This window comes from Ruminococcus sp. J1101004sp1_RTP21198st1_B9_RTP21198_201120 (genome assembly GCF_040924245.1).
Taxonomy (GTDB): Bacteria; Bacillota; Clostridia; order Lachnospirales; family Lachnospiraceae; genus Blautia_A; species Blautia_A faecis.
Window position 1 is genome coordinate 21,617 of record NZ_JBCOMI010000014.1, and the last position, 26,521, is coordinate 48,137.

Below are 26,521 nucleotides of genomic sequence, written 5' to 3' on the forward strand. Positions count from 1 at the left end.
TAAGAAATGCACGCAAAAAAAGACACTGTACAGATTTCTCCACACAATGTCTTTCTTCAAAATTTTCACATAAAATATTATTTCATCCACCTATCTGGCAATCCAGATCACAGACGGAATGCACTGCTTTTTTTAAAAGTTCCATATGCTCCGGTTCTGGAGGAAGTATCTCCGGCAGCTTGTATTCTCTTCCAAGCCAGTCGTACTTATCCTGTCCCAGACGGTGATATGGAAGAAGGTGAATCTTCTTCACACCTGGCAATGTAGATGCAAAGGAAGCAATAGACTTGATTTCCTCCACACTGTCATTGAACGTTGGAACGACAGGTACACGAATCACCAGATTGGTCTGGCCAGAAAGAGCTACCTTTCTGGCGTTCTCCAGAGCCAGTCCATTGGGCTTGCCTGTAAACTGCTTATGCTTCTCCTGATTGGTATGCTTGATATCCATCAGGTAAGTATCCAGATAAGGCAGTACCATCTCTATATTTTTCCAGGGAACACAAGCCATACTCTCGATAGCTGTATTAATTCCACGCTCTTTCGCTGCGCGAAGAAGGTCACGGGCAAATTCCGGCTGACAGAGACATTCGCCGCCGGAAAGTGTCATTCCGCCGCCGGAACGGTAGTAGTATGGGCGATCCTTCTCTACCAGTTCGATCATCTCGCGGACCGTTACGTCTCGTCCCATGGTCTTCACGCCGTCTGGAGTTTTCATTGTCTGGATCTTATATTCCTGGGATTCCGGATTGCAGCACCACTGACATCTGAGCACACAGCCTTTCAAAAACACAATGGTACGGATTCCAGGACCGTCATGGATGGAATAGCGCTGGACGTCGAAAATACGTCCTGTAGTGTCTAAATATTCCATAGATTTCTCCATTATACGGAAGTGCCAGCAGACTTCTCTTAACGAAGCCACCAGCAATTCCATTTATATTTTTCGCAGAAAGTTCCCATTCACAGCCACACTTATCATCTCGCTAAGAAGTGAGCTATGGGGCAATTATAACTCTCCTGCATAAGAGTCTGCTGACTTTCTTTTTAGAATCCCTGCTCAGTTCTTCTGATAATGTCATCCTGCAGCGATTTGGAAAGTGTAGTAAACAGTGCACTGTAACCAGCCACACGTACAACCAGATGCTTATAGTTCTCCGGATGTGCCTGTGCATCGAGCAGTGTCTCTCTGCTTACAACGTTAAACTGCATATGCATTCCCTTCTGATCGAAGTAGGAGCGGATCAGTGCAACGAACTTCTCAAGACCCTCACGTCCAGACAATGCTGACGGATGGAATTTCTGATTGAACAGAGTACCATTGGATACGATGAAGTGATCCAGTTTTGCAACAGAGCTTGCTGCTGCAGTAGGTCCGTTCACATCCTTACCTGCGGATGGGGAAACACCATCTGCAACCGGAGTATGTGCATATCTTCCATCTGGTGTAGCACCAGTCTGTCCGCCAAGGGGTACGTTTGCAGAAACCGGATAAAGTCCTGCCTGGTACTGTCCACCACGTGGGTTCTTAAAGTTCTGAAGCGGTCTTGTATATGTGTAAGCCACATCTCTTGCGAAGTAGTCCACTTCCGGAATATCATTTCCGAATTTCGGAACTTCTGCGATCATATCGTGGATTTCCTGGTATCTTGCCATCTTCTCAGGTGCCATCTGGGCATTCATAACAGATTTCAGGACAGCTGCTGCAGTATCCGCATCAACCTTGGCACCGCTCTCAGTCATCTCTCTTAAGATGCCGGTTGTGATCTCTTTCACAGACTGCTCATCCAGGCCTTTGCCATAGTTCCATGCAAGAGCTTCCTTCAGCTCCTCCATCGTAAACTTCTTCTCTTCATAGACCAGCTGACGAATTGCATACAGGGAATCTGCCATGTTTGCAATACCAAAGCCCTGGGGACCGGTAAAGTTATAAACTGCGCCGCCTTCCTGTACGGTCTTTCCACGTTTGATACAGTCATCGATCATACTGGAAAGGAATGGAAGCGGACAACGCTTTGCATGAGCCACGTCAATGGCATTATCTGCATTTACAAGAAGGGAAATGCAGTACTCCATCTGTTTCTTGTATGCATCATAGAATTCATCGAATGTAGCCATCTGGGTTACATCGCCGGTAGGAATTCCGACCATCTCGCCCTGATCCATACCATTGGCAAATACAAGCTCCAGCGGACGGCACATATTAAAGAATGCTGCATCATGCCATCCCTCTGTCTTACCTGCTTTCTGTGGCTCTACGCAACCGATGATATTATACTCACGGGCATCTGCAAGGGAAAGTCCTCTGTTCTGCAGTGCTGGGATGATTACCTCGTCGTTATAATAAGCCGGAAGTCCGATACCCGTTCTGGTAAGCTCTGCTGCCTTGATCAGAAGGTCATGAGGAGAACCATTCCATACACGGATGGAAAGGGACGGAGCCGGAAGATGTACATGCATGGATGCCTCAATACACATAAAGGAAAGGTCATTGGTCACATCATTGCCATCTTTATCCTGACCTCCTACGATCAGGTTCTGGAACAGACTGTAGCCTGCGAAGCCTTCTGCGGAAGCAGCATCACGGACTTTATTCAGGTCATTTAATTTTACCCAGATGCAATCAAGAAGCTCCTGGGCTGCTGTTCTGGTAATCGCGCCGCTCTCAATATCCTTCTTATAATAAGGATACATATACTGGTCGAAACGTCCTGGGGAAATGGAATGTCCGCTAGACTCCATCTGGAGAAGCTGCTGCACAAACCAGAAGGACTGACACGCCTCCCAGAAATTGGTAGCTCCCTTCGCCGGAACCTTGCTGCAATTGGATGCAATCACAAGAAGCTCTGCTTTACGCTGTGGATCTGTACATTTCTCTGCCATTTCAAGGGCAAGCTTTGCATATCTGTCTGCATAATCAATCACTGCCTGGCAGCTCATGATAACTGCTTCCAGGAAACGGGAACGCTCTGCGTAATCTCCATCCCCCACATTGCATTTATCCAGCTCAGCCTGTGCTTTCGCCATAATGCCTTCGTATCCAATTTCAAGAACTTCCCAATACTTTACTGTAACGTGTCCTACACCATTGTAGAAATAATTTCCTGGTGTAAAAATGTTGTGATCGATGGCACGGATTGCTTCCGGTGCCATATATGCTGTGGCAAGCTCACTGGTAGTCTTGCCTTTCCAGTATTTGTGTACCTCGCGAAGATCTGCTTTGGCCTGCTCTGAAATATAGAATGGATCAGCAGTTCTGGTGGCAACCGTATCCAGCTCGTCTTCCAGCCACTGGTAGGAAAATTCCGGGAATGTCTGGCATCCTCTCGGTGCAATGGAGTTACTTCCCACGATCAGTTCCTCATCACGGATGATGATCGGAATATTATGTAAAATGTGGGAAAAAGCTTTCGCTCTTCTGGTAATGATCGGCTGGTCTTCCGTCTCCTTATAGGACTCTGTGATCAGCTTCGCTCTGTAAGATTCGATCTCCGGCATCTTGGCATAGAGATGATCTACCAGGCGGGTAATTCTGGAAGATTTGGGAATCTCACTTGTATTGTATTTTTCCATGGTTCTCCTTTCTCATGGATGTCCCGGCATATGAAATAGTATTCTGTATCTCAAAAACACAATATTCTCTCTGTCGGCAACATAAATGTCCGTTGTTCCATGACATAGTTTTCTATGCTCATTATACGTCATTTGCTATGCGGTGTCAACATAATTCAACACCAGTTTTGTTGTTTTAGTTGGTGTTTTTGGTTGATTTTTGTGGTTTTTCGTTGTTTTTATTAAAAAGCACAATTAAACCAAAAAGCGTTTTCCGATTTTCATATTTTGATTTCGGAAAACGCTTTTCAAATTATATCTCCACACAAATTATATAGCAGTTCAGTGCCATACGTTGAAAGTTATCAATTTATTTGAAATATATGTGTATTCTTTCTCTCTGCCCCGTCTTGATATTTTCAGCCAATGCAACAGCAAGAAATCCAGATCCTCCTGCAACTTTTATTTTGCTGCCATTTGGTGACATCTTTGCTACACCCCAGTTACTTCTTGCATACGATATTCCCCCTCTGAGTTTCCAACCTTTTTTCAGATTAAATTTAAATGCGATACTCTTATTTTTATATTTGGAATAACGCAGATTATAAATTGCATTCTTTTTAAAAGCAGTTCCTTTAATTGTGAGCTTTCCCACCTTTGCAGAAGAAACAGGATTTACATATTTATACACGGTAAATGTACATTTGTAAGTTTCCCGTTCAGTTTTCACAGTAATAGTTGTTGTGCCAGCTTTTTGGGGCGTAGCCCAAATAGCATTATCCTTTATCTTTACAGTTGCAACTTTTGTATTACTGGATTCCACAACTACTTTTCTTTTTCCAATGTAGGCAATAAGTTCATCCGGATTGTAGCATCTGCGATTTTCCATAGTTTTAGAAGAATAAATAGTTGCATTTGTCTTAAGAATTTTAAATACCTCTTTTGCGTAAGCAGGCACGGTCATTGCAAACATCATAGCAAATGTCAGCACAACCGTTATTATTTTTTTAGTGACTTTTTCATTTTCAACACTCCCTTCATGATATGGACATTACAGAATACAATATATATATGCATTTTTGATTTTATAACAGTTTATACCCATTTACAATCTGTGCCAAAATGTGTGCGCAATTCTTTCGCGGGTTTGTCACATTCTGTTTTTTATCAATAAAAAAACTGCCATATCAGATTTCTCCAATACAGCAGTTTCCTCATCTTCTTATTTACCAGCTATGTAAAATACCAGTGCCTCATTCACATCTTAGTGGCAGTGTCCGCCGCAGCTTCCACAATTACCATTGCAGCCTTTTCCGCTTTTTTTATCCTTCACAATACTTCTCACTGCCAGACCTGCTATTACGACTACGATAGCACCAACAACTACTGTTCCCATATGATACTCCTTTCAGATTACCTATAAGCTCCTTTATGTTGTTAGTATATTCTAACATTCATTAGATGTCAATATTTATTTTATATTCCTTACACATTCAGCTTCATCTGTCCGTCTTTAATATATCCCATATTTCGCATTCCGCGGTAAATCACATAGGATAACAGTCCCGGAAGTAGGAAGTGGAACAATACAATTTTCAGAATTACCAGCACCGGTGATTCTGTTGCCACCATAGTCTGGTAAGTCATGATCTGTCCAACCAGACCAGAGGTTCCCATTCCGGAACCAGTTGCATTGTTTGTCATATGGAAAGGCCCGATAATGGCAATTGGGCCTAAAATAGCAGATGCCAGTGTAGGAGGCAGCCAGATCAGCGGACGCTTCATAATATTAGGGATCTGCAGCATGGAAGTTCCGATTCCCTGGGCAAAAAGACCGCCCACGCCATTATCCTTAAAACTTGTCACTGCAAATCCAATCATCTGACAGCAGCATCCGATCGTTGCCGCACCCGCTGCCACGCCATTCAGCCCCAGAATAATTCCAAGAGCTGCAGAACTAATTGGCAAAGTCAGTACCATTCCCATGATGACAGAAACCACAATTCCCATTAGGATTGGCTGCTGCTCAGTTCCCCAGTTTACCAGGTTGCCAAGCCATGTCATGAAGCTTGATACTCCCGGTCCTACCAGTATCCCTACAGCACCACCGGAAAGGATGGTGATTGCTGGTGTAATAAGAAGATCCAGTTTTGTTTTTCCGGCAACCAGCCTCCCAATCGTAATTCCCACATATGCAGCCACAAACGCTCCAAGAGGCTCGCCAGGACCGGATAACACTAATGCCCCTGTATCAGACAACAGGGTTCCTGCAATAAGGTTTGATGCATAAGCCCCAATCATTCCTGCTGCCGCAGCCGACAACAGCACATAAGTAGATTCCCGGAATTTATACGCAACACCGATGCCGATTCCGGCACCTGTAAGCCTCTGGGCAACCACTGCAAATGCACTTAAATAAGTGCCATATGTACCGCCCATCAAATCACCAATCTGTTTCAAAATAGTTCCGATGATCAAAGTAGAAAACAACCCCAAAGCCATTCCGCTTAAACCATCAATAAAAATATTGTTTAAAACCTTCTTTATCGCTTTCATACTCTCTCCTTGTCCCCACCATCTAAAGCATGTAAAAAATTAATCTTGCAATCTGCAAAATACACCGAAAAGTGGGGCATGCAGACTGCGAGATTGTTTTTTCCGAACACGCTCTAATATAGATCCATCTTCTTCCTTCCCAGTTCAAGAAATACCTTCGTCCCTTTTCCAAGCTCCGACTCTATCCTGATTCCGTGATCCAGCCTTTTCATAATCTTTCCGCAAAGATAAAGCCCAATTCCAGTAGACCTGTTCTCTTCACGTCCATTATAGCCAGTAAACCCCTTTTCAAAAACCCGGGGCAAATCTTCGGCACGGATTCCAATTCCAGTATCTTCGATCACCAGCGTATGCGGCCTGGATTTGCTCATATAGATGGATATTTTTCCTTTTTTTGTGTATTTCAGTGCATTTGATAAAATTTGTCCCAACACAAAGCCAAGCCATTTTTCATCTGTAAGCACCGTTTCCGATACCTCTTGATACTCCAGAGAAAGCTTTTTCCCAATAAATATTCTGGCAAATTTGTGAATCTGCTCACGAATCAGAGAATCCATATCCATTTCCTCAAATCGGATGTCTGAAGCCATATCCTCCGTTCGAAGATACCCCAGCACCATCTCCACGTACTGCTCCACCTTAAAAAGCTCATTCTGAATCTCCTGAGGTCTGGGCTTCTCTTCCTGAAGAAGCAGTCTTGCTGCAGCAATAGGTGTTTTGATCTGGTGAACCCACAGCGTATAAAAGTCTGTCAATTCTGTACCAAAAGCACTTCTCTGATTTTCAGCCTCTATTCTCTTCTCATCCAGACTACGGCAGATTTCCCGGTAAATAGCCTCATTTTCATTCTCCGGAGCCTCCAGATATTCTTCTGAAAAATTGCCGCAGTCTCTTATGTAAAGCAGACTTTCCTGCTTTTTCCGGTATTTATGGTAATCCCACATAAGCCCCAGGCCTGTCAGCAGCATTTCAAAAACCGCCACATAACCTACAGGCTCCAGCGGAATATCATACAGAAAAAGGATTCCAGCCGTTACCGCTACCATAAGTAAAGCCAAAACACCTGTTTTCCATCTGGTTTTCAGGTATTTAATCATACCATGTACCCCAGGCCTTTTTTGGTGATAATGAAATTCTCTACACCCAGACCTTCCAGCTTCCGACGGATTCTTGTGATGTTTACTGTCAAAGTATTGTCATCCACAAAGCTGTCGCTCTCCCACAGTTTTGTCATAATCGACTCTCTGGATACAACATGCCCCTGATGTTCAAATAATATCTGCAATATCTTCAATTCGTTTTTCGTCAGGTCTGCAAGCTTTCCATCCACTGAAATCGTCCCATTTCCAGGATTCAGCACTACGCCGCCCCTTTCCAGAAGACTGTTGTTCTGACCAAAGGCATAGGTTCTGCGAAGCACAGCCTGCACCTTCGCAGTTAACACATCCAGATCAAAAGGTTTCGCGATAAAATCATCTGCGCCCCGGCTCATGGCCATTACCATATTCATATTGTCAGCCGCTGAAGACAGAAACATCACTGGTACCTGTGAAATTTTGCGGATTTCCTCACACCAATGAAAACCGTTAAAAAACGGCAGTTTCAAATCCAGCAGCACCAGCTGTGGATCTTTTTGCACAAACTCCTGAATCACATGAGTGAAATCTTCGATCTGAAAGACCTCATATCCCCAGGATTCCAAATGTCGCTTTACTATCTGTACAATAATTTCGTCATCTTCTATTATTAAGATTTTATACATTTTTAATCAATTTTTTCTTCTAAACGGACATGTCTGCCTGCGCAGACATCACCCCAAATGAAAGTCGATTGTTCCGCGCCTTTAGCGCTACCGCGCAGGACTTTTATCCTAAATATGCCTTCAGTAATTTCAGTGTATTCTTCGCTCCATCCCTGTGTGACCGCTCGTATCCATGAGATGCGTAAACTCCCGGTCCGATCAGACCATGCTTCATATCATAGCCTGCTTTCAGTGCCGCATCCACATCAGAGCCATAATGAGGATACACATCCACAGCAAACGCAATGTCATTCTCCTGTGCAGCCTTGATCAGACCGGAAACCACCTGGTAATCATATGGTCCCATACTGTCCTTAGCGCAGATTGAAACCATGGTTTCATCACATTCCAGGCCTTTTCCAACACATCCCATATCTACGGAGATCATCTCTGTCACTCCATCTGGGATAGCGGCACATCCACCATGTCCCACTTCCTCATAAGAAGTGATCAGTACATAAATGGTACGCTCTGTCTGAATTTCTTTCTCTTTCAGATATTTAGCATAGCCGAGAAGAATGGCAGTGCTGAATTTATCATCAAGGAAACGGCTCTTGATGTATCCGCTCTCAGTCACAACTGTCCTTGGATCAAAGCAGACAAAATCGCCTGTCATGATTCCAAGTTTTTTCACATCCTCTTTATTCTTCACTGGCTCATCAAGAATGGCCTCCATCGTCTCATAAGTACGTTTGGTATCGCTATACTCGCCGTTTACATGAACAGACGCATTCTCCAGCTGGAAAGTTGCATCATATACTTTGCCGGACTTTGTATAAACCTTACAATTCTCAGCCTCTGCATTGTTTGGATTCATACCGCCAATATTAGTCAGCTTCAAATGACCGTTATCCATGATCTGGCAAACCATTCCGCCCAGTGTATCCATGTGGGCAGCCAGAACTACTGCGTTCTTATCGTCCTTTCCCCCAAGCTTTACAAGCACAGCGCCCTTCTGGGTGATCTGCGGCTCATAGCCCAGCTTTTCAAATTCTTTTTTTACAAAATCTGCTGCCATGTGGGTAAAACCACTTGGACTTGGCACTGAAAGCAGATCCTGTGCTGTTTTCATAATGTAATCTGTGTATTTTCCCATGATATTCTCTCCTGTTTTTTACAAATTTTAGTCTTCTTACCTATCGTTCTTCACTTTCTGTATAGCAATGCGCCTCACAGAAATTACTTTTAAGCGATAACATTATATGATACCAGTGTCAAAAGGTCAAAAAGCTGTTCGTGCTTGCACGATAAGGCTTTTGAACTTGGGACACGCCAAATATGAGAAAGTAGCGATTTACGCAGTAAATCAGCGGATTTCGAATATTTGGAGGATTGCGGGAGCAGCGTAGCTGCGTAGCAATCTGGGTATCAAATGAGTGTCAAAAGACCTTTTGACACTCATATCATTATATTTACTTATTATCCTCAAATGTGATAACTTTATAAACCCATACTTTTTGCCAATTCCACAGGTCTGGCTGCGTCACATAAGCTTCCCATGAATTTCCTGCGGCACTCTGGCTTTCACCAGAATTCCAGTATCTGTGTACTCCTCCGAAAGCAGCTGCCCATATTCCCGGATCAGCTGGATCTTGCCAGCCTCCTGATAGGAAAAAATTTTTTCCACATAAATCTGCTCTTCAGAAAGGATTTTCCCCAGAAGCTGCTTTAAATCCTCCAGACCTTCCCCTGTTTTGGCCGAAACCTTAAGAGTATGGTCTGCCATACTGTCGCGCATGCGGATTGCTGCACCCACATCGACCTTGTTAAATAAAGTAATCGTCTTTTTGCCCTGGACACCAAGCTCCTGCAGGGTATCATAAACAACCTCCATCTGCTGTACCGCCTGAGGATTCGAACAGTCTACCACATGAATAATATAATCTGCATATTTCGCTTCCTCCAGGGTACTCTTAAAAGCTTCAACCAGATTATGCGGCAGTTTACGGATAAATCCAACAGTATCTGTAAGCAGGATCTGCTGTCCGTCATCTAATGTCAATGCTCTGGTTGTAGGATCCAATGTGGCAAACAGCTTATCCTCTGAAAGCACTCCGGCTCCAGTGAGGGTATTTAACAATGTAGATTTACCTGCATTGGTATAACCTACAATAGCAACAGTCTTCATCTTTCCCCGGGTACGTCCGGTACGGAGCAGCTCTCTGTGCTTCTCCACCTGAGAAAGCTCTTCCTTCAGCGCTGTGATCCTCTTTCGGATCAGACGTCGGTCACTCTCCAGCTTCTTCTCTCCAGGACCTCTGGTTCCGATTCCTCCTCCAAGTCTGGACAAAGACGCACCTAGTCCTACCAGTCTGGATGCTCTGTAACGGAGCTGTGCAAGCTCAACCTGAATCTTTCCCTCGCTGGTAGTGGCATGTTTTGCAAAAATGTCAAGGATCAGAAGAGTTCTGTCCATTACCTTACATTCCAGCTCATGCTCCAGATTGTTCATCTGTGCCGGGGAAAGTTCATCGTCACAGATGATTCCTGTAGCATCCGTGGCCAGCATAAGAGCACGTACCTCCTCGATCTTTCCTTTTCCAATATAAGTTCCAGGATGTACAGTCTCACGGTTCTGGATAATTTTTCCCACTGTCTGGGCTCCGGCAGTATCTGCAAGCTCCTCCAGTTCATCCAAGGATTCTTTCACATTGTCGTTCTCGTCCAGCTGAACGCCAACCAGAATCACCTGCTCCTGTATTTCTTCAATATATTCCATAAATCCTCCTTCCGGATCATCCATAAACTAACTTTCAGTTACTTTTCTATCTGAAAATCATCTGTTAGAGTATAACACAAACCCATTCCTTTTGGGAGAGGTATATTTCAGTTACTGTTCACTGGTAACGTTCCGCGAGGCGTTTTTTGTGAACAAAGTTCACAGAAAACCCGAGAATTGCGGCGCGAAATCATGCGAATGCATGATTTCTGTGCATCGCGAAGCGCGTTACTGTGAACGGAGTGAACAGTAACATATTTCAGATCTGAAAACAACAACTACAGTTCAGATCTCATATAGTATATAATAATAGTAAAAGACCAAAAAAGGAGGAACCTATGAAAAAGAAAAATCTCAAAACTCTTGCAGCATGCCTTTGCCTGTCCTGTACGCTCCTGACAGGTACTCTTCCCACCCAGGCAGCTGCCCGGACATCAGTTTCCCAAACTGCGAAATCTTCTTCCACTGTCACCAATAAGAAGACCCATTCCGGTAAGGGACAGGCTTCCAATTCCTCTTCTGGTACCTGGAAGACCAGCAAAGGCCGCCACTACTATTACAATGCCCGCGGCAAGAAAATCAAAGGCAAGGTCAAAATCGGATCCCGCTATTACTTTTTTGACAAAAATGGAATTCAGCGTTACGGCTGGAAAAAAATCAAAAATGATTACTACTTTTTCCGTATCAGCACAGGAACCACCGGCGCATACATGCTGACCTCCACCACTATAAATGGTATCGCTCTTGATGCTTCCGGACGTGCCAGCAAATCCGGTTCTAACCTGCGCAAGCTGAAGCTAATGACAGAAGCGAACAAGATTGTAGAAAAGATCAGCAGACCAGGAATGAACAAAATGCAGCGCCTCCGTGCCAGCTTTGATTACGTCAAGAAGCAGTACACCTACTATTGCTGGCGTGAATTCAGAAATACACAGGACTGGGAAAAGGATTTCGCCGAAGATATGTTTTTCCGCGGCGGACGAGGTGACTGTGTTTCCTATGCAGCAGCTTTCGCCTACCTCGCAAACGCTGTAGGCATGAAAAAAGTTTATGTAATCTGCTCCGGCGGTCACGGCTGGGCTGAAATTGGTGGAAAGGTCTATGATCCTGACTGGGCGCTTGTAAGCAGCGTGGATTCCTACTTTGCAATGTCCTACGATCTCAGTGGCGTGAACGGCCGCCCCATGTATCGTGGCAACCGCCTTTATGTAAAAAAGATCTGAGTATATTACCAAAAAAGGATTTGAAATCCGGCATTCAATATTGCCTCAGATTTCAAATCCTTTTATGATTATAAAAATAGCTTCAAGAACCTTCTCTGTTTCCTATTCATTACTTCCAGTCCTGGATTTCAGGAAATCAAGCTCTTTCGCAGCTTCTTCATCCTCCGGATACATTCCGACATAAGACACAGCTTTCTCCTGCGCTGTGGAAAAATCCAGTTTTTTCTCATAAGCTACAATTTCATTAAATAACAAGCTCTGCATTTCATCATCGGAAGCAATGGAAATTCCGCTGCTGATATTTTCCAAAGCAGAATCATAGTTTCCTTCTGCCATATCGCACACAGCCAGTCCATTGTATCCCTGTGCGGCAGTCTGTGTCTGATTCCCGGACGTATCATCCAGCTTCTGATTGATATACTGCTGGTACATTGCACGGGCATTTGCGTAATCTGACTGAGCGCCATAGACCATTCCAAGAACCAGAAGTGCCTCTGTACTTCCCTGATTGGAAGCATCTGTCAGCTCCTTCTGGGCATTGGTATAATCTCCCATATAGTAATAGATTCTTCCCCGGCTGCAAAGATCCTCTGCTCCCTTTGCCTCTGTGGACAAAACAGCCTCCAGATACCTGGTTCCATCCGCTTCCATGTCCTTATCCAGGTACGTCTCGTAGATCTGGATGGCCCGGTCATAGCTGGAATCTTCCCCATATGCCTGCTCAAAATCAGAGGCAGCTTCATCATAGCCATCCATTTCCAGGGCAACCTTTCCAGTAAGAAACCAGGCATCTGCATCCATCTCATAATTCTGGGCAAGCACCTGACAGTCTGCCATGGCATCATCCAGATACCCAGCCTGCAAACGTGCTGTAGCGCGATACAGATACAGGTCCCGGGCCATACTTTTACTTACTTTCTCCTCGCCAAGAGCACTGGTAAAGGCAGTAATGGCATCCTCATAATTTCCCAGACGCAGCTGACAGATTCCAATCCCGCGGTAAGACACTGCAGGCTTCACACCATTATTCACAGAAGTAGTAAATTCATCCAGCGCATACTCATAGCTGCCCTGCTCCAGATCTTTCTCTGCTTCCTTAAAAATCTGCTGTTTTTCATTATCACAGCCAGCCAGAAGGGAAAGCCCCATGACCGCTGTCAATATTAATGCTGTTTTTCTGATTTTCATTCTCAACCAACAATCAGCCCTTCGGCTTCCATTACTTCCACAACACTGTCTACATACTGATGGCAAAGCTCATCTGTCTCGGCCTCCACCATAACACGGATCAGCGGCTCTGTACCGCTCTCACGGACCAGAATACGTCCGGAATCGCCAAGTGCCTTTCCTGCCGCTTCGACTGCTTCAACCACCTTCGGGTTCTCACGCGCAGTCTTCTTATCTGCTACACGTACATTTCGCAGAACCTGCGGATAAACCTTCATCTCTTTGGCAAGATCACATAAGGTAGACTTCTTATCTACACATGCTTCCATGACCATAAGAGAAGTAAGGATACCATCACCTGTAGCTGCATAGCGGCTGAAAATAATATGTCCGGACTGTTCTCCACCAATGCTGTAGTTATTTGCCATCATATTCTCGGCAACGTATTTGTCACCAACTGCAGTCTGCTCATAACGCATTCCTTCACGCTCCAGAGCTTTGTAAAGTCCCATATTGGACATCACTGTGGTAACAACAGTATTTCCATTCAGTTTCCCCTGCTCTTTCAGATATTTACCGCAGACATACATAATCTTGTCACCATCGATGATATTTCCACGATGATCAACTGCGATACAACGGTCAGCATCTCCATCATAAGCAAATCCGATATCCAGGCCATTGTCTATCACATATTTCTGAAGGACTTCGATATGGGTGGATCCACAGTTTGTATTGATGTTAGTTCCATCCGGCTGATTGTTGATCACATAAGTTTTCGCCTGAAGTGCCTCGAAAACACTTTTTGCAATTGCGGATGAGCTTCCGTTGGCACAGTCAAGTCCAACTTTTACATTTTTGAAATCACGGCTTGGAATGGAGATCAGATATCCGATATAGCGGTTTCGTCCGGAAGCAAAATCAACAGTACGTCCAATGTCTTCTTTGCGTGCAAGAGGAAGCTCCTCGATCTCGCCATCAATGTAGGCCTCAATACGCTCCTCGATCTCAGCCTCAATCTTCTGTCCGTTTCCATTCAGAAGCTTGATTCCATTATCATAGAATGGGTTATGGCTTGCGGAAATCATAATACCGCAGTCAAAATCCTCTGTACGAACCGCAAAGGATACACTTGGAGTAGTGGTTACATGCAGAAGATAAGCATCTGCTCCGGAAGCGGTAAGTCCTGCAACAAGGGCATACTCAAACATATAGCTGCTTCGTCTGGTATCTTTTCCGATTACGATCTTCGCCTTATGGTCACGTCCATAATACCAACCTACATAACGTCCTACTTTAAACGCATTATCAACTGTCAGCTGAACATTTGCCTCTCCACGAAATCCGTCTGTTCCAAAATATTTTCCCATATCTAATTATCCTCCTTGCTTATTACACCTGAAAGCATATAGGAATCATACATTCTTTTCCATATTTTCAGGCAAAACTGCAAACAATTACAATATACAGTATCCGATAATCTTATTTGTAAAGTCCGTTTGGATATACGCCAGCCTCGGTAAGCTCTTTAAAGGCTTTGATCACAACCTCTTTATCTTCCTGGTAAGTTACACCAAACCAGGTATCCTTTGTCTCAAGCACATCTACCTGGGCAGTTCCCTTCTGGATCAATGCATCAATCATAACCGGAAGAAGATACTCTGCCTTGATATCACCAGCTTTTACATTCTGAAGAAACTCTACAAATCCATCGTATAAAGTATCCATAAACGCAGGAGTCAGTCCCCACATGTTCATGGAAACAAGCTCGTTTAAGTCAAGCTTCTCTGCCGGCTGGCCATCTTCGCGACTCTCAGCGCCATCTGCTGTTTTAAAAATATTGTGTGTCTCGGTAACACCTGTAAGCTTTCCGTCTGTAATGTGGCAAAGTCCTCTTGTAACACTTCCATTATCACTTAAGGTGTTTCCAAGACGGAAACCTGCCATACAAATATGCAGGACATCATCTGCCGGCTTCTCCTGAACCAGATAATCATGTACTTTTACGTATGCTTCCTTTCCATAGTAGTCATCTGCATTGATAACTGCAAATGGCTCTGTAAGGAACTCTCTTGCGCAGATAACAGCATGGCCGGTTCCCCATGGTTTGGTTCTGTCTGCCGGTTTCACAAAGCCTTCCGGAAGCTTCTCCATTTCCTGATATGCATACGCAACTTCTGCGATCTTCTCTACTCTTGCACCAATGGTGCTTTTAAATTCTTCTTCCAGATCCTTACGGATAATAAATACAATTTTATTGAAGCCAGCCTCCAGTGCGTCTCTGATGGAATAATCCATAATGATCTCACCATTTGGGCCAACTGGTGCAAGCTGCTTGATTCCATTTCCAAATCTGCTTCCAACTCCGGCTGCCATAATTACAAGAGCTGTTTTTTTCATAGGTATATCCTCCCAATTTTCACATGATTGTTATTTCGCTGTTGCCCATAGCCTGGCCAGCAACTTTTACACAAAAGCAGTAACTTTAAGCTTACTGCTCCTGCAGATTGCTCAATTTCGCCGCCTGGTCTGCTGCGATCAGACTGTCGATGATTTCATCCAGATCTCCATTCAGAATGTTATCCAGTCTGTGAAGTGTAAGCTTGATACGATGATCTGTCACACGTCCCTGTGGGAAATTATAGGTTCTGATTTTCTCAGAACGGTCGCCTGTACCAATCTGGCTTCTTCTTGCTTCTGCTTCTGCATCATGCTGCTTGGCCAGCTCCATCTCATACAGACGGGAACGAAGAACCTTCAATGCCTTATCCTTATTCTTCAGCTGGGACTTCTCATCCTGACAGGAAATTACGATTCCTGTAGGAATATGGGTCAGTCGTACTGCGGAGTCTGTAGTATTGACGCACTGTCCGCCATTTCCGGAAGCACGGAATACGTCGAATTTACAGTCGTTCATATCCAGATGGAAATCAATCTCCTCAGCTTCCGGCATAATTGCAACCGTACAGGTGGAAGTATGGATTCTTCCGCCGGATTCCGTCTCCGGAACCCTCTGTACCCGGTGTACGCCACTCTCATATTTCAGTCTGGAATAAGCTCCGGCACCGTTTATCATAAAGGTAACCTCTTTGAATCCGCCGATTCCATTCTCGTTTAAGCTCATCATCTCTGTTTTCCAGCGCCTGGATTCTGCATATTTTACATACATTCTGTAGATCTCAGCTGCAAAAAGAGCAGCCTCATCTCCACCGGCACCGGCGCGGATCTCCACGATAACGTTCTTATTATCGTTAGGGTCCTTAGGCAGAAGAAGGATCTTCAGTTCATGCTCCAGCTCTTCCACACGCTTCTTGGCATCGGAAAGCTCTTCCTTGAGCATTTCTCTCATATCCTCATCCTTCTCCTCTTCCAGCATGGAAAGGCTGTCCTGAATGGTTTCTTTATTTTTCTTATATTCCTTATAGGTATCCACAATTGGCTGCAGGTCGCTCTGTTCCTTCATAAGCTTCTGGAAACGATCTGGATTAGATGTTACATCTGGCTCCCCCAGCTCATTCAGAACTTCCTCGAAACGTATGAGCAAATCGTCCAACTTGTCAAACATGGTTTTCCTCCTGTTATGTTCTTCTCTTTACTTATATAAAACTATCGTCTGCCCAACACAACTCTGTCAAGTCCCGTCAGGTCTTTAACAATCTGTACATCAAAAAAGCCATTTTCCCGCATCAGACTCTTCACAGCTTCGCCCTGATCATATCCGATTTCAAACAGCATCCAGCCATTTTCCTTCAGGAAAGCCCTTCCCTCCGATACGATTTTTCTGTAAAAATACAGACCATCTTCATGGCCATCCAATGCAAGTCTTGGATCGTGATCCCGCACTTCTTCCATAAGCTCTTCAATCTCTGCGCTTCTGATGTAGGGGGGATTCGAAATAAGGATATCATACAGAGGCATATCTTTGCCAGTGTTTTGTTGAAAAAAAGCTGACGAAAACAAGTCGCTTTCCACGAAAACAGCTCTGTCTGACACTTCCAGGCTTACCGCATTCTTATCTGCCACCTGAAGAGCAAGTGGGGAAACATCAGCACCCACACCATATGCATCCCCGGTAAGTGCCAGAAGACTTAAAAGAATACACCCCGATCCAGTGCACATATCCAGAATCCCTGGTGTCTTTTTCCCTTTCATGACTTCCAGAGCCTTCTCCACCAATGTCTCCGTATCCTGCCTCGGAACCAGTACGTTTTGATTTACATAAAATTCAAATCCCATAAAATATGCCTGATGGGTAATATGCTGCAAGGGAACATGACCTGCTCTTTTTCGGATCAGTTCCCGGTATCTGTCCGCTTTTTCCTCTTCAATCCCGTCAGCTGAATGAGCGAAATAAAAAGCCCTGTTCATTCCGGTCACATACTCCAGAAGAAGCCAGGCATCCAGCCTGGCTTCCTGGATCTTATGCTGCTCCAGAACCTTGGTTCCTTCTTTTAATAGTGTTTCCAGAGAAGTCATTGTGCAGCTCCCGTTTCCGGTACATTCCCGGTACGTTCTTCACTCTCCCCGCTTTCAGATTGCGCGGAAGCAGCGGAAAGATCACCGTTTTCTTTGTTCTCATATGGAATATCCAGATTGAATTCTGTCTTTAAATATGCTCTCCAGTCAAACACAGCCTCCACAGCCTTGATGGCAACCTCTGCCATATCAGCTGTAGGTTCTTTTGTGGTAAATTTCTGCATTGCCATACCAGGTTTGCTCATCATCAAGGCAAATTTACTGTCTGTCCTGCCTGCCCACTGGATAATTTCAAATGAAATTCCAGATACTACAGGTACCATGAGCAGACGGCCGAAAAGACGGAACCAGTAAGACGGTACCAGTACAAAAATAAAATGTAGGAAAATACTTACTATCATAACCAGGAACAGAAAGCTTGTTCCGCAGCGTCTGTGGAATCTGGAGCTCTCAAGCACGTTCTCCACAGTAAGTGGCTTACCATTTTCCACACAGTTGATACATTTGTGTTCAGCACCATGATACATAAAGGTTCTCTGAATATCCTTCATTCTGGAGATCAGAATCATGTATCCCATAAACAGACCCAGCTTCACAAACGCTTCCACAATGGTAACCACCACTTCCGAAGCGCCTACTTTACGGCAAAGACTGGCCAGTGCATAAGGAAGCAGCATAAAGGCTGCAATGGAAATTACAATAGAAATGGCCACAGTTACATAGAGCAAGGCTTTAAATGCCTTGTCTTCTTTTTTCTTCTTGGCTTCCAGTTCTTCTGGAGAAAGAGCAGCATTCTTTCTGGTCTCTTCCTCGTCCTCCTCATCACCTGCAATTTCAGCTGAATACATAAGGCATTTCGTTCCGGTTACCAGAGAATCGATAAAGCTTACCATTCCGCGGATAATCGGTTTCCGCCAGATCCTGGCTTTCCCGAAAATGCATTTATAATCTTCCACTTTTACTACAATTTCTTTATCAGGACGTCTTACTGCAATGGAGTATTTATCCTTGTGGCGCATCATAATGCCTTCCATTACAGCTTGTCCACCGATATTGGATGGTTTCATTTTATCCTCCAGTTACAAAGAAAGGTTGAGATTTCCCAACCTCAACCTTCTCATTCAGTAATATTCAAATTATTTATTCAGGCCGTATTTCTCGTTGAACTTATTGATACGTCCACGAGCCTGACTAGCTTTCTGCTGTCCTGTATAGAACGGATGACATTTGGAGCAGATTTCTACGTGGATATCCTGCTTGGTAGATCCTGTTACAAAAGTATTACCGCAGTTGCAGGTTACAGTTGCCTGATAGTAATTCGGATGGATTCCTTCTCTCATGATTTTCACCTCTCTATATTTATTCTATTTTATTTGCGTTGAATCTGACGAATTCACACTTTACACAGCCTACTGATTATAGCATGGCGTTATGAGAAATGCAAGTTATTTATAAAAATTTCTAAAACTAATCCCAGATAATATTCTGCACGGTGTTTTTTGTGAACATTACAATTTCTGTTTTTTTACCATTTGCACAAATTCAGCATTATTTGCAGTACGTGCAAACATGTTCAGGATCTGTTCCACTGCCTCATCAGACTTCATTCCGTTAAGAGCCTTTCGCATAATATATACAGCTTCCTGCTCGTCTTTGCTCAGAAGCAGATCTTCTCGTCTGGTACCGGATTTCTGAATGTCGATGGCCGGGAAAACCCGTTTCTCCTGAAGCTTGCGGTCAAGAACAAGCTCCATATTGCCGGTTCCCTTGAATTCTTCGTAAATAACGTCGTCCATTTTGCTTCCGGTGTCAACCAGTGCAGTGGCCAGAATGGTAAGGCTTCCTCCCTCACGCATATTACGTGCTGCACCAAAGAAGCGCTTCGGCATATGAAGTGCTCCCGGATCAAGACCTCCTGACAGAGTTCTTCCGCTTGGAGGAACAACCAGATTATACGCTCTTGCCAGTCTGGTAATGGAATCCAGAAGGATCACAACATCCTGCTTATGTTCTACAAGGCGGCGTGCACGCTCTACAACCATCTCGGATACACGCTTATGATGCTCCGGAAGCTCATCAAATGTGGAATAAATAACTTCCACATTCGGTCCCTGTATTGCTTCCCTGATATCGGTAACTTCCTCAGGACGTTCATCAATAAGAAGAATGATCAGATGCATATCCTTGTTATTCTTAAGAATAGATTTCGCGACATCCTTAAGCAAAGTAGTCTTACCTGCCTTAGGCGGGGAAACAATCATACCACGCTGTCCCTTTCCGATAGGGCTGATCAGATCTACGATACGCATGGCAGTAGTTCCGCCGGGACGCTCCATGATCAGACGTTCATCTGGGAAGATTGGGGTCATGTTTTCAAAATTGTATCTCTTCTGTCCCTCACTTGGATGGAAACCATTGATAGACGTTACATATAAAAGGGCACTGAATTTCTCCCCCTGTGTTTTAATACGGATATTTCCCTGAATTATATCCCCTGTCTTCAAATTAAATCTGCGGATCTGTGACGGGGAAACATAGATATCATTCTCTCCTGGAAGATAATTCTCACTTCGAATAAATCCAAAACCATCCGGCATAACCTCCAGGATTCCATTGGCCTTTTCGCCACTGTCAAGCTGGACCGTTTCAGCCGGAACATTGTAAGCATTGCTTACCCCCTCTTCTGTACGGTTCTCACTGGCTGCGCCTGTACGGGGCTGTTCCGTTTCCTCGGGTCTTAATTCGGCTGGCGGAACCACTTCTACAGGTTTCGCTACAGTAGTGCGCTTCACAAAGTTCTCCGGTCTGTTTTCTCCATTATAACTGTTCTGACGTCCTGCATTTTCATTTCTGCCATAATTATTGCTGCGGTACTCAGGATTACGCCGTATAATGGTACGGGATCTGGTTGGTGCTTCTCTTCTCTCCGGTGAAGAAACACTTCCCGTATTTTCTGTTTTTTCTGCTGCCACAGGCTCTGGTCTTGCAGGTATGGTATTCTCTTCTGCTGTTCCGGAAATAGTCTGCTCATTTTCTGCAGTCTGTTCTTTCCTGTCCTCTTCCAGCATACGTTCAATTAATTCAGGCTTTCTCATAGTAGAAATGCCCTTCAGCCCTCTGGCTTTTGCCAAGTCTTTCAGCGTAGCCAGGGATAATGATTCATACTTTTCTTTCATCAATCATCTACCTCTTCGACTAATACAATTCTAAAACACATTTCAATTTTGATTTAACGGGATACAAATGTCTGATTAGACAGAAGCTATATACTGAATTATAAAAACATCCTTCAAAAAACTTATTAAAGTTGATTCTAACACATTTCAGGCGCCGTGTCTACATCCATTCCAAATATATATTACTGTTCACTTAGGACCAGTGACCCCAATATATCTATCCCTGCCTGCAAGAAAGTGATAACCTTTGTTTTGTATTATACACACCTAAGGTTTTTCATTGCAAGAATTTTTTGTCGACACATATCCAGACTCTTCGACATAGTTACTGTTCACTCCGTGACCAGTAACACGCTTCGCGATACACAGAAAGACGAACCTTCTTGTGACAAGCACAAGAAGTAGCGTTTGCTGCGCAAACTTAATTCTCGGGTTTTCTGTGAACTTTGTTCACAAAAAACACCTCGCGGAATGTTACCAGTGAACAGCAACTCGACATATATAAGATTAAGGTTCTCCCGGTGACAAAAAGGTAAGTACCATCTGTCACTTACCTTTTTATAAAACACTATTTTCCCGCGCCTGTGGTATCCACAGTAAAACACCCGGAGATATTTCTCCGGGTGCCGGTCATCTTTAAAATCATTAGTTCCAGAACGCTCCATAAATCTTCTGAATCTTAGCGATCTGTGCATCTGTAATCTGATTCAATGCATTCTGAACAGCTGCATAAGTCTGTGGTCTGGTGCTCTTCAAGGAAGCATTGTTCAAGATGTAATCCTTAACAGATTCTGCAAAATATTCGGAAGCATTCTGTGTTACATAGGCTTTATTAAAGGCTGTAACATTTGCCTTCTCAGCTGCAAAAATGCTCTGGAAGCTTGCTGTCTTATCTACATTTCCTGCGATGAATGCGAGGAAATGACCCAGCTCATGATAAACAGAATCATCAATCTGCTTCATTGTAATAGATCTTGATCTTGCATCAAAATATCCGGAATAGTTAACAGATGGATCAACAACAAGCTTAAAGCCCAGCTGCTGATATGCTGCAATTACACGATTGTCCATCTTACCTGCAACACTTGCTACATTTGCTACATTTGCTTCGTATTTGCTCTGGTTCTGTGAAGAGCTTGCTGCTGCAGTTGCCTGGGCAGCGGAAGTACCAGAAGAAGTAGTGCTTACAGCGGTCTCATTGGCAATTGATACCTGCTGTGTAGTTGTTGTCTGAACAGTTGTTGTGATCTTGGATGTAACAACTTTCTTTTTGGATTTCTTGGTGTATTTCGCTGTTGCTTTGGTAACAACGGTTGTCTTGGTATCTACTGTTGTATTACCGGATTTATTTGTTTTATTGGTTACTTTTGTTTTGGTTTTCAGTTTCTTGGTGTAGCTCTTCTTGGAAGCCTTTTTTAATTTAACAGTCTTCCTGGTTGTCTTGGTACTGGAAGTAGTCTTCACAGTAGTCTTCGGCTGAGAAGCCAGTGGAGTTTCATCTTCTATGATGGAAGTCTCCATGATCGGATCTGTATAACTGGGGAATTCAGGTGTTTCTCCTGCTCCTGAGAATAATGAAACGCCGCCGATCACTGCTGCCAATGCTATGGCAGCACAACTGGAAACAACTTTTTTATTTGCGAGCCACTCTGTTAATTTCTTTCCTTTCATAAATAACACACCTTTCTTGAACCATAATGTAACTGACTTGCCGCTATCTGGAAACTATCAGTCCCATCAGTTTGTGGAAATAAAAAACCGTTTATCAGATTAAATAAACGGTCGCCACAAATAGAAGAACCACGTCTCCTGTCATATTACATTACCTAATCAATATCAATGCGGCAACCGGCTGTCATAGTCCTGAGACCTTAGACCCTTGGCTTTGCGTCCCTGTCTTTCAACAGGTTTGCCTTTTATTCATTTCTTATAATAAAGCAAACTGTCACTTTTGTCAACGGAATTCCCTTGTTAAAACTTACAAAAATCCGTCTAAAAAGTACGAAAACAAAAAAATCTGTAAAAATATCTGAGCGGATCGTAGCGCATGATAATCCTTCTCAAATATTTTCACAGATTCCTTTTCGATGGCCGGATGGCAACAGCTACACCTTACAGCTTGCGCGTAGACTCCCGCTCTATAAGAGTTCCGCCCAGTATTTGCCGTTTCACTACCTTTTTCCGGTCGATCATATCAAACAGGGTACGGACGCTCTGCTGGGCAGTTTCCACTCTTGGATATTTCAATGTGGTAATGGATGGATGATAATATTCCGCAATATCCTGACCATCTGCTCCTGCCACACAATAATCCTCCGGTACTCTTTTGCCGCTGTCAATAATTGCTCTGCAGGCGCCTACCGCCAGAGTATCTGAAATTGCATAAATACAGGAAAAATCCACCCCCGATTTCAAAAGCTCACAGGTACAGTTATAACCATTCTCAATCGTATAGATTCTTTTACCTGGTTTTAAACGAATTATAAGCTTCTCATCGTACTCCAGTCCATTTTTCTCCAGTGCTCTTTTATAGCCATTGAGATGGCATCTTCCAAGACCTTCATCTCTGGAAGTAATAAAGGCGATCCTTTTATGACCGCAGCTGCACAGATAATCAATCATGTTCTGACTCTCAATCTCTGTATCTGTCGTCACAAGGGCACTTTTAGGATAAGCTCCTGTATCCTCCGGAACTGTTTTTCCAGAACTGCTGATCACATACGGAACTCCCAGCATTCTCAACCTTGACTCGTCATAATCATACATACCGCCAAGGAATATGATTCCTTTGACTTTTTTCTCTTTTTCCAGCTGAAGGGCAAGCTCAACTTCATCTTCATCATTTGCTACATTCTGCAATACCAGGCAGTATTTCCTGTCACGGACTTCCCTCTCCAATACATGCAGCATAACACCCCAAAATGGGTTGCTGATTTCTCTTACTATAACTGCGATCGTATTGGAATCAGTTCTTTTCAGATTTCTGGCACTATTATTCGGTACATAATTGTACTCTCTGATCGTATCCAGAATCTTCTGTTTCGTTTCCGGATTAATGTCCGGGTGATTGTTAATTGCCCTAGACACTGTGCTGACTCCTACGCCGCACAATTTCGCAACCTCTTTAATTGTTATCTGCTCCATAATCGCTCTCCTGCAACAATGTATTCATTATATATGTCCCGGCATATTATGGCAAATGATTTTTAATAAATTTATAATGATTTTTTTATCATTTTTTATTAACAAATATGCTTGTCATTATAAGCGATGTTTCCTTTTCCATATTTGAAAAGGAAAGCTGGTTCTGAAGACATATGGCTGAAGTCAATAGGCTCCGGTTTTGCAGTTCCTTCTACGATTTTATCAGCACATGTGATAAGATCGTGAAGAATTGCTTTTCCGATCGGACGTAAAAAATGTCCTGGGAAAATAAGCTCAAAATCTTCTTTATCTAGCTTCTTTAATCCCTCTGCATATTCCTTTACTGTTGAGGAATAGGTATCAAAAATCAGGATTGGAGTTGACACTACACTGTCTCCGGCGAACAGGAATTTATTTTTTCTATCCAGGAAAACTACACTTCCAGGAGTATGTCCCGGTGTAAATAATACTTCCAGGCTTCTGCCGCCCAGATCAAAGATCTGATGCTCGCTCAGCGGCAGCATCTGGAAATCTCCAGGCTCACGACCTTCAATTATGTACTCTGTTCCATAAAATCCCGGTTCCTTCTTTGTTTTTTCAACATAATGCTTCCAGCCGCTTCTAAGTTTTTCTGTATCTGCCATTTTGAAATCTTTTTCACTCAGATATGCCTTTCCGAACTCGTGATTGCCGCCCACATGATCCAGATGTCCATGTGTATTTAATACAACATATGGCAAATCAGTCAGGGTTTCGATCACCTTTTTCAGATTTCCAAAACCTGAACCGGTATCAATCACAGCTGCACTTTTTTCACCTTTTACCAGATAAATAATGTCTGCTCCGAACTCATCGATTGCCCAGACATCCTCTGCTACCAGCTGAACTGTATAGCCTTCAATTCTCTGTAAATTAATATTGTCCATTTTCTGCCGTTCTCCTTTTCAATTACATTTTTACTGCACCTGCGGTAAGTCCGCTGGTGATATATTTCTGTGCTGCAATATAAATGATTATGATTGGAACCATGGACAGAGTCATTCCGGCAAGCATCAGATTCCACTCAGATCCGGAGGTACTCTTAAACATATAAATAGCAACTGTCAGAGTTCTCAAACCACTGTCTGAAACATACAGGTTTGGCATAAGGAAATCATTCCATGTCCACAGGAAAAACAGCACCAGAAGAGTTATGCTTGTGGAGCGTACCAATGGGAAAATTACCTGCCACATGCAGCGGAACATGCCACAGCCGTCAATTGCTGCTGCCTCTTCCAATTCCTTCGGAATGGACTTCAAAAAGCCAACATAGGTAAAAATACCGAATGCTCCGTGGAAGCCGGCATACAGGAAAATAAGTACGGTCAGGTTATTCAAAAGGTTTGCGTTGGTCAGCTGTACAGAAAGCGCGATCATAATGGAATGGAACGGAATGATCTGTCCAAGGGTGAAAATCAGATACAAAACATTTCCAAGCTTTCCAGGGATGTGCGCAATTCCATATGCAGCCATAAAGGAAATGATGGTACATACCAGCATGGTTCCCAGGGTTACATATGCTGAATTTCCAACTACTCTCCAGAATTTCAGACGTTCTATAGCTTCTGTAAAGTTTCCGGTATAGAGATAATGCGGAAAAGAAAGGAAGTTCTGGATCATATCGTTATGTGTCTTGAATGCGTTCATCACAAGCAGGATGATCGGCATAAGGAACAGGACACCAAAGAAAAACATAATAATGGTTGGAAGCCATACTTTCTTTTTCATTAGTATTCTACCTCCTTCTTACGAGTGCAGTACAACTGGATCAGAGTAACCGCTGCTACTGTAAGGAACAGGATTACAGATTTCGCTGAGCCATAGCCCAGGTTGTACTTGGTGAAAGCTTCCTGGTAAATATTCATGGCAACTGGCATTGTGGAACCATAAGGACCACCGCCTGTCATTGCGTTCGGAATATCGAATGACTTAAATGCTCCTGAAATAGAAACAAACAGATTGATCGTGACAGTTGGCATAAGCAGCGGAAGCTCGATTTTCAGAACTTTTTTCAGACCGCTGCAGCCATCCAGCTCAGCAGACTCCATAACATCCTTCGGAATAGTCTGAAGACCTGCGGTATAAATGATCATCAGGAAACCAATGTTCTGCCAGATGGAAACCACAATGATCGTCACAGTTGCCATTGACGGAGTTCCGAACCAGCTTATATTTGCCAGCCAGTCCCAGCCCAATACTCCGCCAAGTGCAGGCATTGCATTTGTAAAAATAAACACCCAGATAAAGGATACCAATACGGCACTGACAATGTTAGGAATGAAGAACATAGCTCTGACCACGCCTTTAGCCTTAATGTTCTCATCCAGGAAATAAGCAAGAATAAATCCAAAAACATTGCTGCCAATAATGGTGAACACACCAACAAAAAGGTTAAATCCAAAAGAAGTCCAGAATTTTGCATCGGAAAACAATTTTACATAATTGTCAAATCCCACAAAAGCTTTTTTCCCGGACATCAGATTCCATTTCAGGAATGAATATGGAATGGTTCCGCCAAACAGAGGTGCCAGCATTGCAAAGGAATACAAAAGCAAGGCAGGCAGAATCAGCAGAAGATAAAATTTCTTGTTTTTCTTATATAAAGATGACATATTATCCTCTCTTTCTTTTTCTAAAAGGCTCATCTGCTTATACAGATATCACGATA

General features: G+C 43.5%; 23 protein-coding genes and 1 riboswitch. Of the genes, 1 reads left to right on the forward strand and 22 read right to left on the reverse strand.

The genetic code is table 11. From position 1 onward, the window contains the following. Positions 1-82: 82 nt before the first annotated feature. The 9 genes from AB5618_RS11025 to hflX form a co-directional block, all read right to left on the reverse strand. The gene (locus tag AB5618_RS11025) at positions 83-874 is read right to left on the reverse strand and encodes a glycyl-radical enzyme activating protein (protein WP_173716021.1); all 792 of its coding nucleotides are present in this window, start codon (positions 872-874) and stop codon (positions 83-85) included. Between the two features lie 173 nt (positions 875-1,047). After that, positions 1,048-3,573, reverse strand: coding sequence for a glycyl radical protein (locus AB5618_RS11030; protein WP_173718191.1), 2,526 nt, complete (start codon positions 3,571-3,573; stop codon positions 1,048-1,050). Positions 3,574-3,922: 349 nt separating this feature from the next. Further along, complete coding sequence (locus AB5618_RS11035; RefSeq protein WP_368366730.1) at positions 3,923-4,528, reverse strand: hypothetical protein; 606 nt, start codon at positions 4,526-4,528, stop codon at positions 3,923-3,925. 288 nt (positions 4,529-4,816) lie between these two features. Next, on the reverse strand, positions 4,817-4,948 hold the full coding sequence (locus AB5618_RS11040) for a FeoB-associated Cys-rich membrane protein (RefSeq protein ID WP_148461082.1): 132 nt from the start codon (positions 4,946-4,948) through the stop codon (positions 4,817-4,819). A gap of 89 nt (positions 4,949-5,037) precedes the next feature. Further along, the gene (locus tag AB5618_RS11045) at positions 5,038-6,108 is read right to left on the reverse strand and encodes a PTS transporter subunit IIC (protein WP_118578128.1); all 1,071 of its coding nucleotides are present in this window, start codon (positions 6,106-6,108) and stop codon (positions 5,038-5,040) included. A gap of 113 nt (positions 6,109-6,221) precedes the next feature. Further along, complete coding sequence (locus tag AB5618_RS11050; RefSeq protein WP_148461081.1) at positions 6,222-7,205, reverse strand: sensor histidine kinase; 984 nt, start codon at positions 7,203-7,205, stop codon at positions 6,222-6,224. After that, positions 7,202-7,870 (reverse strand): response regulator transcription factor, encoded by a 669-nt coding sequence (locus AB5618_RS11055; RefSeq protein ID WP_118578126.1) that lies wholly within the window; start codon positions 7,868-7,870, stop codon positions 7,202-7,204. The genes AB5618_RS11050 and AB5618_RS11055 overlap by 4 nt, the downstream gene beginning before the upstream one ends. 103 nt (positions 7,871-7,973) lie before the next feature. Then, positions 7,974-9,005, reverse strand: a complete 1,032-nt coding sequence (locus AB5618_RS11060; RefSeq protein ID WP_173718193.1) for a M42 family metallopeptidase — start codon at positions 9,003-9,005, stop codon at positions 7,974-7,976. Between the two features lie 387 nt (positions 9,006-9,392). Continuing rightward, positions 9,393-10,628 carry a GTPase HflX gene (gene hflX, locus AB5618_RS11065; protein ID WP_195380137.1) on the reverse strand — a complete coding sequence of 412 codons (1,236 nt, stop codon included), beginning with the start codon at positions 10,626-10,628 and terminating at the stop codon, positions 9,393-9,395. 338 nt (positions 10,629-10,966) lie between these two features. Here hflX and AB5618_RS11070 point away from each other — a divergent pair, with 338 nt between their 5' ends. Then, positions 10,967-11,851 carry a transglutaminase domain-containing protein gene (locus AB5618_RS11070; protein ID WP_187565090.1) on the forward strand — a complete coding sequence of 295 codons (885 nt, stop codon included), beginning with the start codon at positions 10,967-10,969 and terminating at the stop codon, positions 11,849-11,851. Between the two features lie 102 nt (positions 11,852-11,953). Here AB5618_RS11070 and AB5618_RS11075 read toward each other — a convergent pair whose 3' ends face one another. The 13 genes from AB5618_RS11075 to AB5618_RS11135 all read right to left on the reverse strand — a co-directional run bounded on the left by AB5618_RS11075 (position 11,954) and on the right by AB5618_RS11135 (position 26,465). Continuing rightward, complete coding sequence (locus AB5618_RS11075; RefSeq protein WP_237926092.1) at positions 11,954-13,039, reverse strand: lipopolysaccharide assembly protein LapB; 1,086 nt, start codon at positions 13,037-13,039, stop codon at positions 11,954-11,956. Positions 13,040-13,041: 2 nt separating this feature from the next. Further along, complete coding sequence (gene glmM, locus AB5618_RS11080; RefSeq protein ID WP_148461077.1) at positions 13,042-14,388, reverse strand: phosphoglucosamine mutase; 1,347 nt, start codon at positions 14,386-14,388, stop codon at positions 13,042-13,044. Positions 14,389-14,500: 112 nt separating this feature from the next. Further along, positions 14,501-15,418 carry a sugar phosphate nucleotidyltransferase gene (locus AB5618_RS11085; RefSeq protein ID WP_173773969.1) on the reverse strand — a complete coding sequence of 306 codons (918 nt, stop codon included), beginning with the start codon at positions 15,416-15,418 and terminating at the stop codon, positions 14,501-14,503. A gap of 91 nt (positions 15,419-15,509) precedes the next feature. Then, positions 15,510-16,583: a peptide chain release factor 1 gene (gene prfA / locus AB5618_RS11090; RefSeq protein WP_118578120.1), complete on the reverse strand. Its 1,074-nt coding sequence runs from the start codon at positions 16,581-16,583 to the stop codon at positions 15,510-15,512. A 41-nt stretch (positions 16,584-16,624) separates the two neighbouring features. Then, positions 16,625-17,494 carry a peptide chain release factor N(5)-glutamine methyltransferase gene (gene prmC, locus AB5618_RS11095; protein ID WP_368366731.1) on the reverse strand — a complete coding sequence of 290 codons (870 nt, stop codon included), beginning with the start codon at positions 17,492-17,494 and terminating at the stop codon, positions 16,625-16,627. Beyond that, positions 17,491-18,561, reverse strand: a complete 1,071-nt coding sequence (locus tag AB5618_RS11100) for a DUF1385 domain-containing protein (RefSeq protein WP_195380135.1) — start codon at positions 18,559-18,561, stop codon at positions 17,491-17,493. Before AB5618_RS11100 ends, prmC begins: the two co-directional genes overlap by 4 nt. A 69-nt stretch (positions 18,562-18,630) precedes the next feature. Beyond that, positions 18,631-18,834 (reverse strand): 50S ribosomal protein L31, encoded by a 204-nt coding sequence (gene rpmE, locus AB5618_RS11105; RefSeq protein ID WP_148461074.1) that lies wholly within the window; start codon positions 18,832-18,834, stop codon positions 18,631-18,633. A 168-nt stretch (positions 18,835-19,002) separates the two neighbouring features. After that, complete coding sequence (gene rho / locus AB5618_RS11110; RefSeq protein ID WP_226814842.1) at positions 19,003-20,670, reverse strand: transcription termination factor Rho; 1,668 nt, start codon at positions 20,668-20,670, stop codon at positions 19,003-19,005. Between the two features lie 645 nt (positions 20,671-21,315). Next, the gene (locus AB5618_RS11115; protein WP_368366732.1) at positions 21,316-22,341 is read right to left on the reverse strand and encodes a hypothetical protein; all 1,026 of its coding nucleotides are present in this window, start codon (positions 22,339-22,341) and stop codon (positions 21,316-21,318) included. Between the two features lie 169 nt (positions 22,342-22,510). Continuing rightward, positions 22,511-22,594, reverse strand: a riboswitch (cyclic di-GMP riboswitch). 188 nt (positions 22,595-22,782) lie between these two features. Further along, positions 22,783-23,814, reverse strand: a complete 1,032-nt coding sequence (locus AB5618_RS11120; RefSeq protein WP_368366733.1) for a LacI family DNA-binding transcriptional regulator — start codon at positions 23,812-23,814, stop codon at positions 22,783-22,785. Between the two features lie 98 nt (positions 23,815-23,912). Beyond that, positions 23,913-24,740, reverse strand: a complete 828-nt coding sequence (locus AB5618_RS11125) for an MBL fold metallo-hydrolase (protein ID WP_148461072.1) — start codon at positions 24,738-24,740, stop codon at positions 23,913-23,915. Positions 24,741-24,762: 22 nt separating this feature from the next. Beyond that, on the reverse strand, positions 24,763-25,581 hold the full coding sequence (locus AB5618_RS11130) for a carbohydrate ABC transporter permease (protein ID WP_148461071.1): 819 nt from the start codon (positions 25,579-25,581) through the stop codon (positions 24,763-24,765). After that, positions 25,581-26,465, reverse strand: coding sequence for a carbohydrate ABC transporter permease (locus AB5618_RS11135; RefSeq protein WP_148461070.1), 885 nt, complete (start codon positions 26,463-26,465; stop codon positions 25,581-25,583). The genes AB5618_RS11130 and AB5618_RS11135 overlap by 1 nt, the downstream gene beginning before the upstream one ends. Positions 26,466-26,521 lie beyond the last annotated feature (56 nt).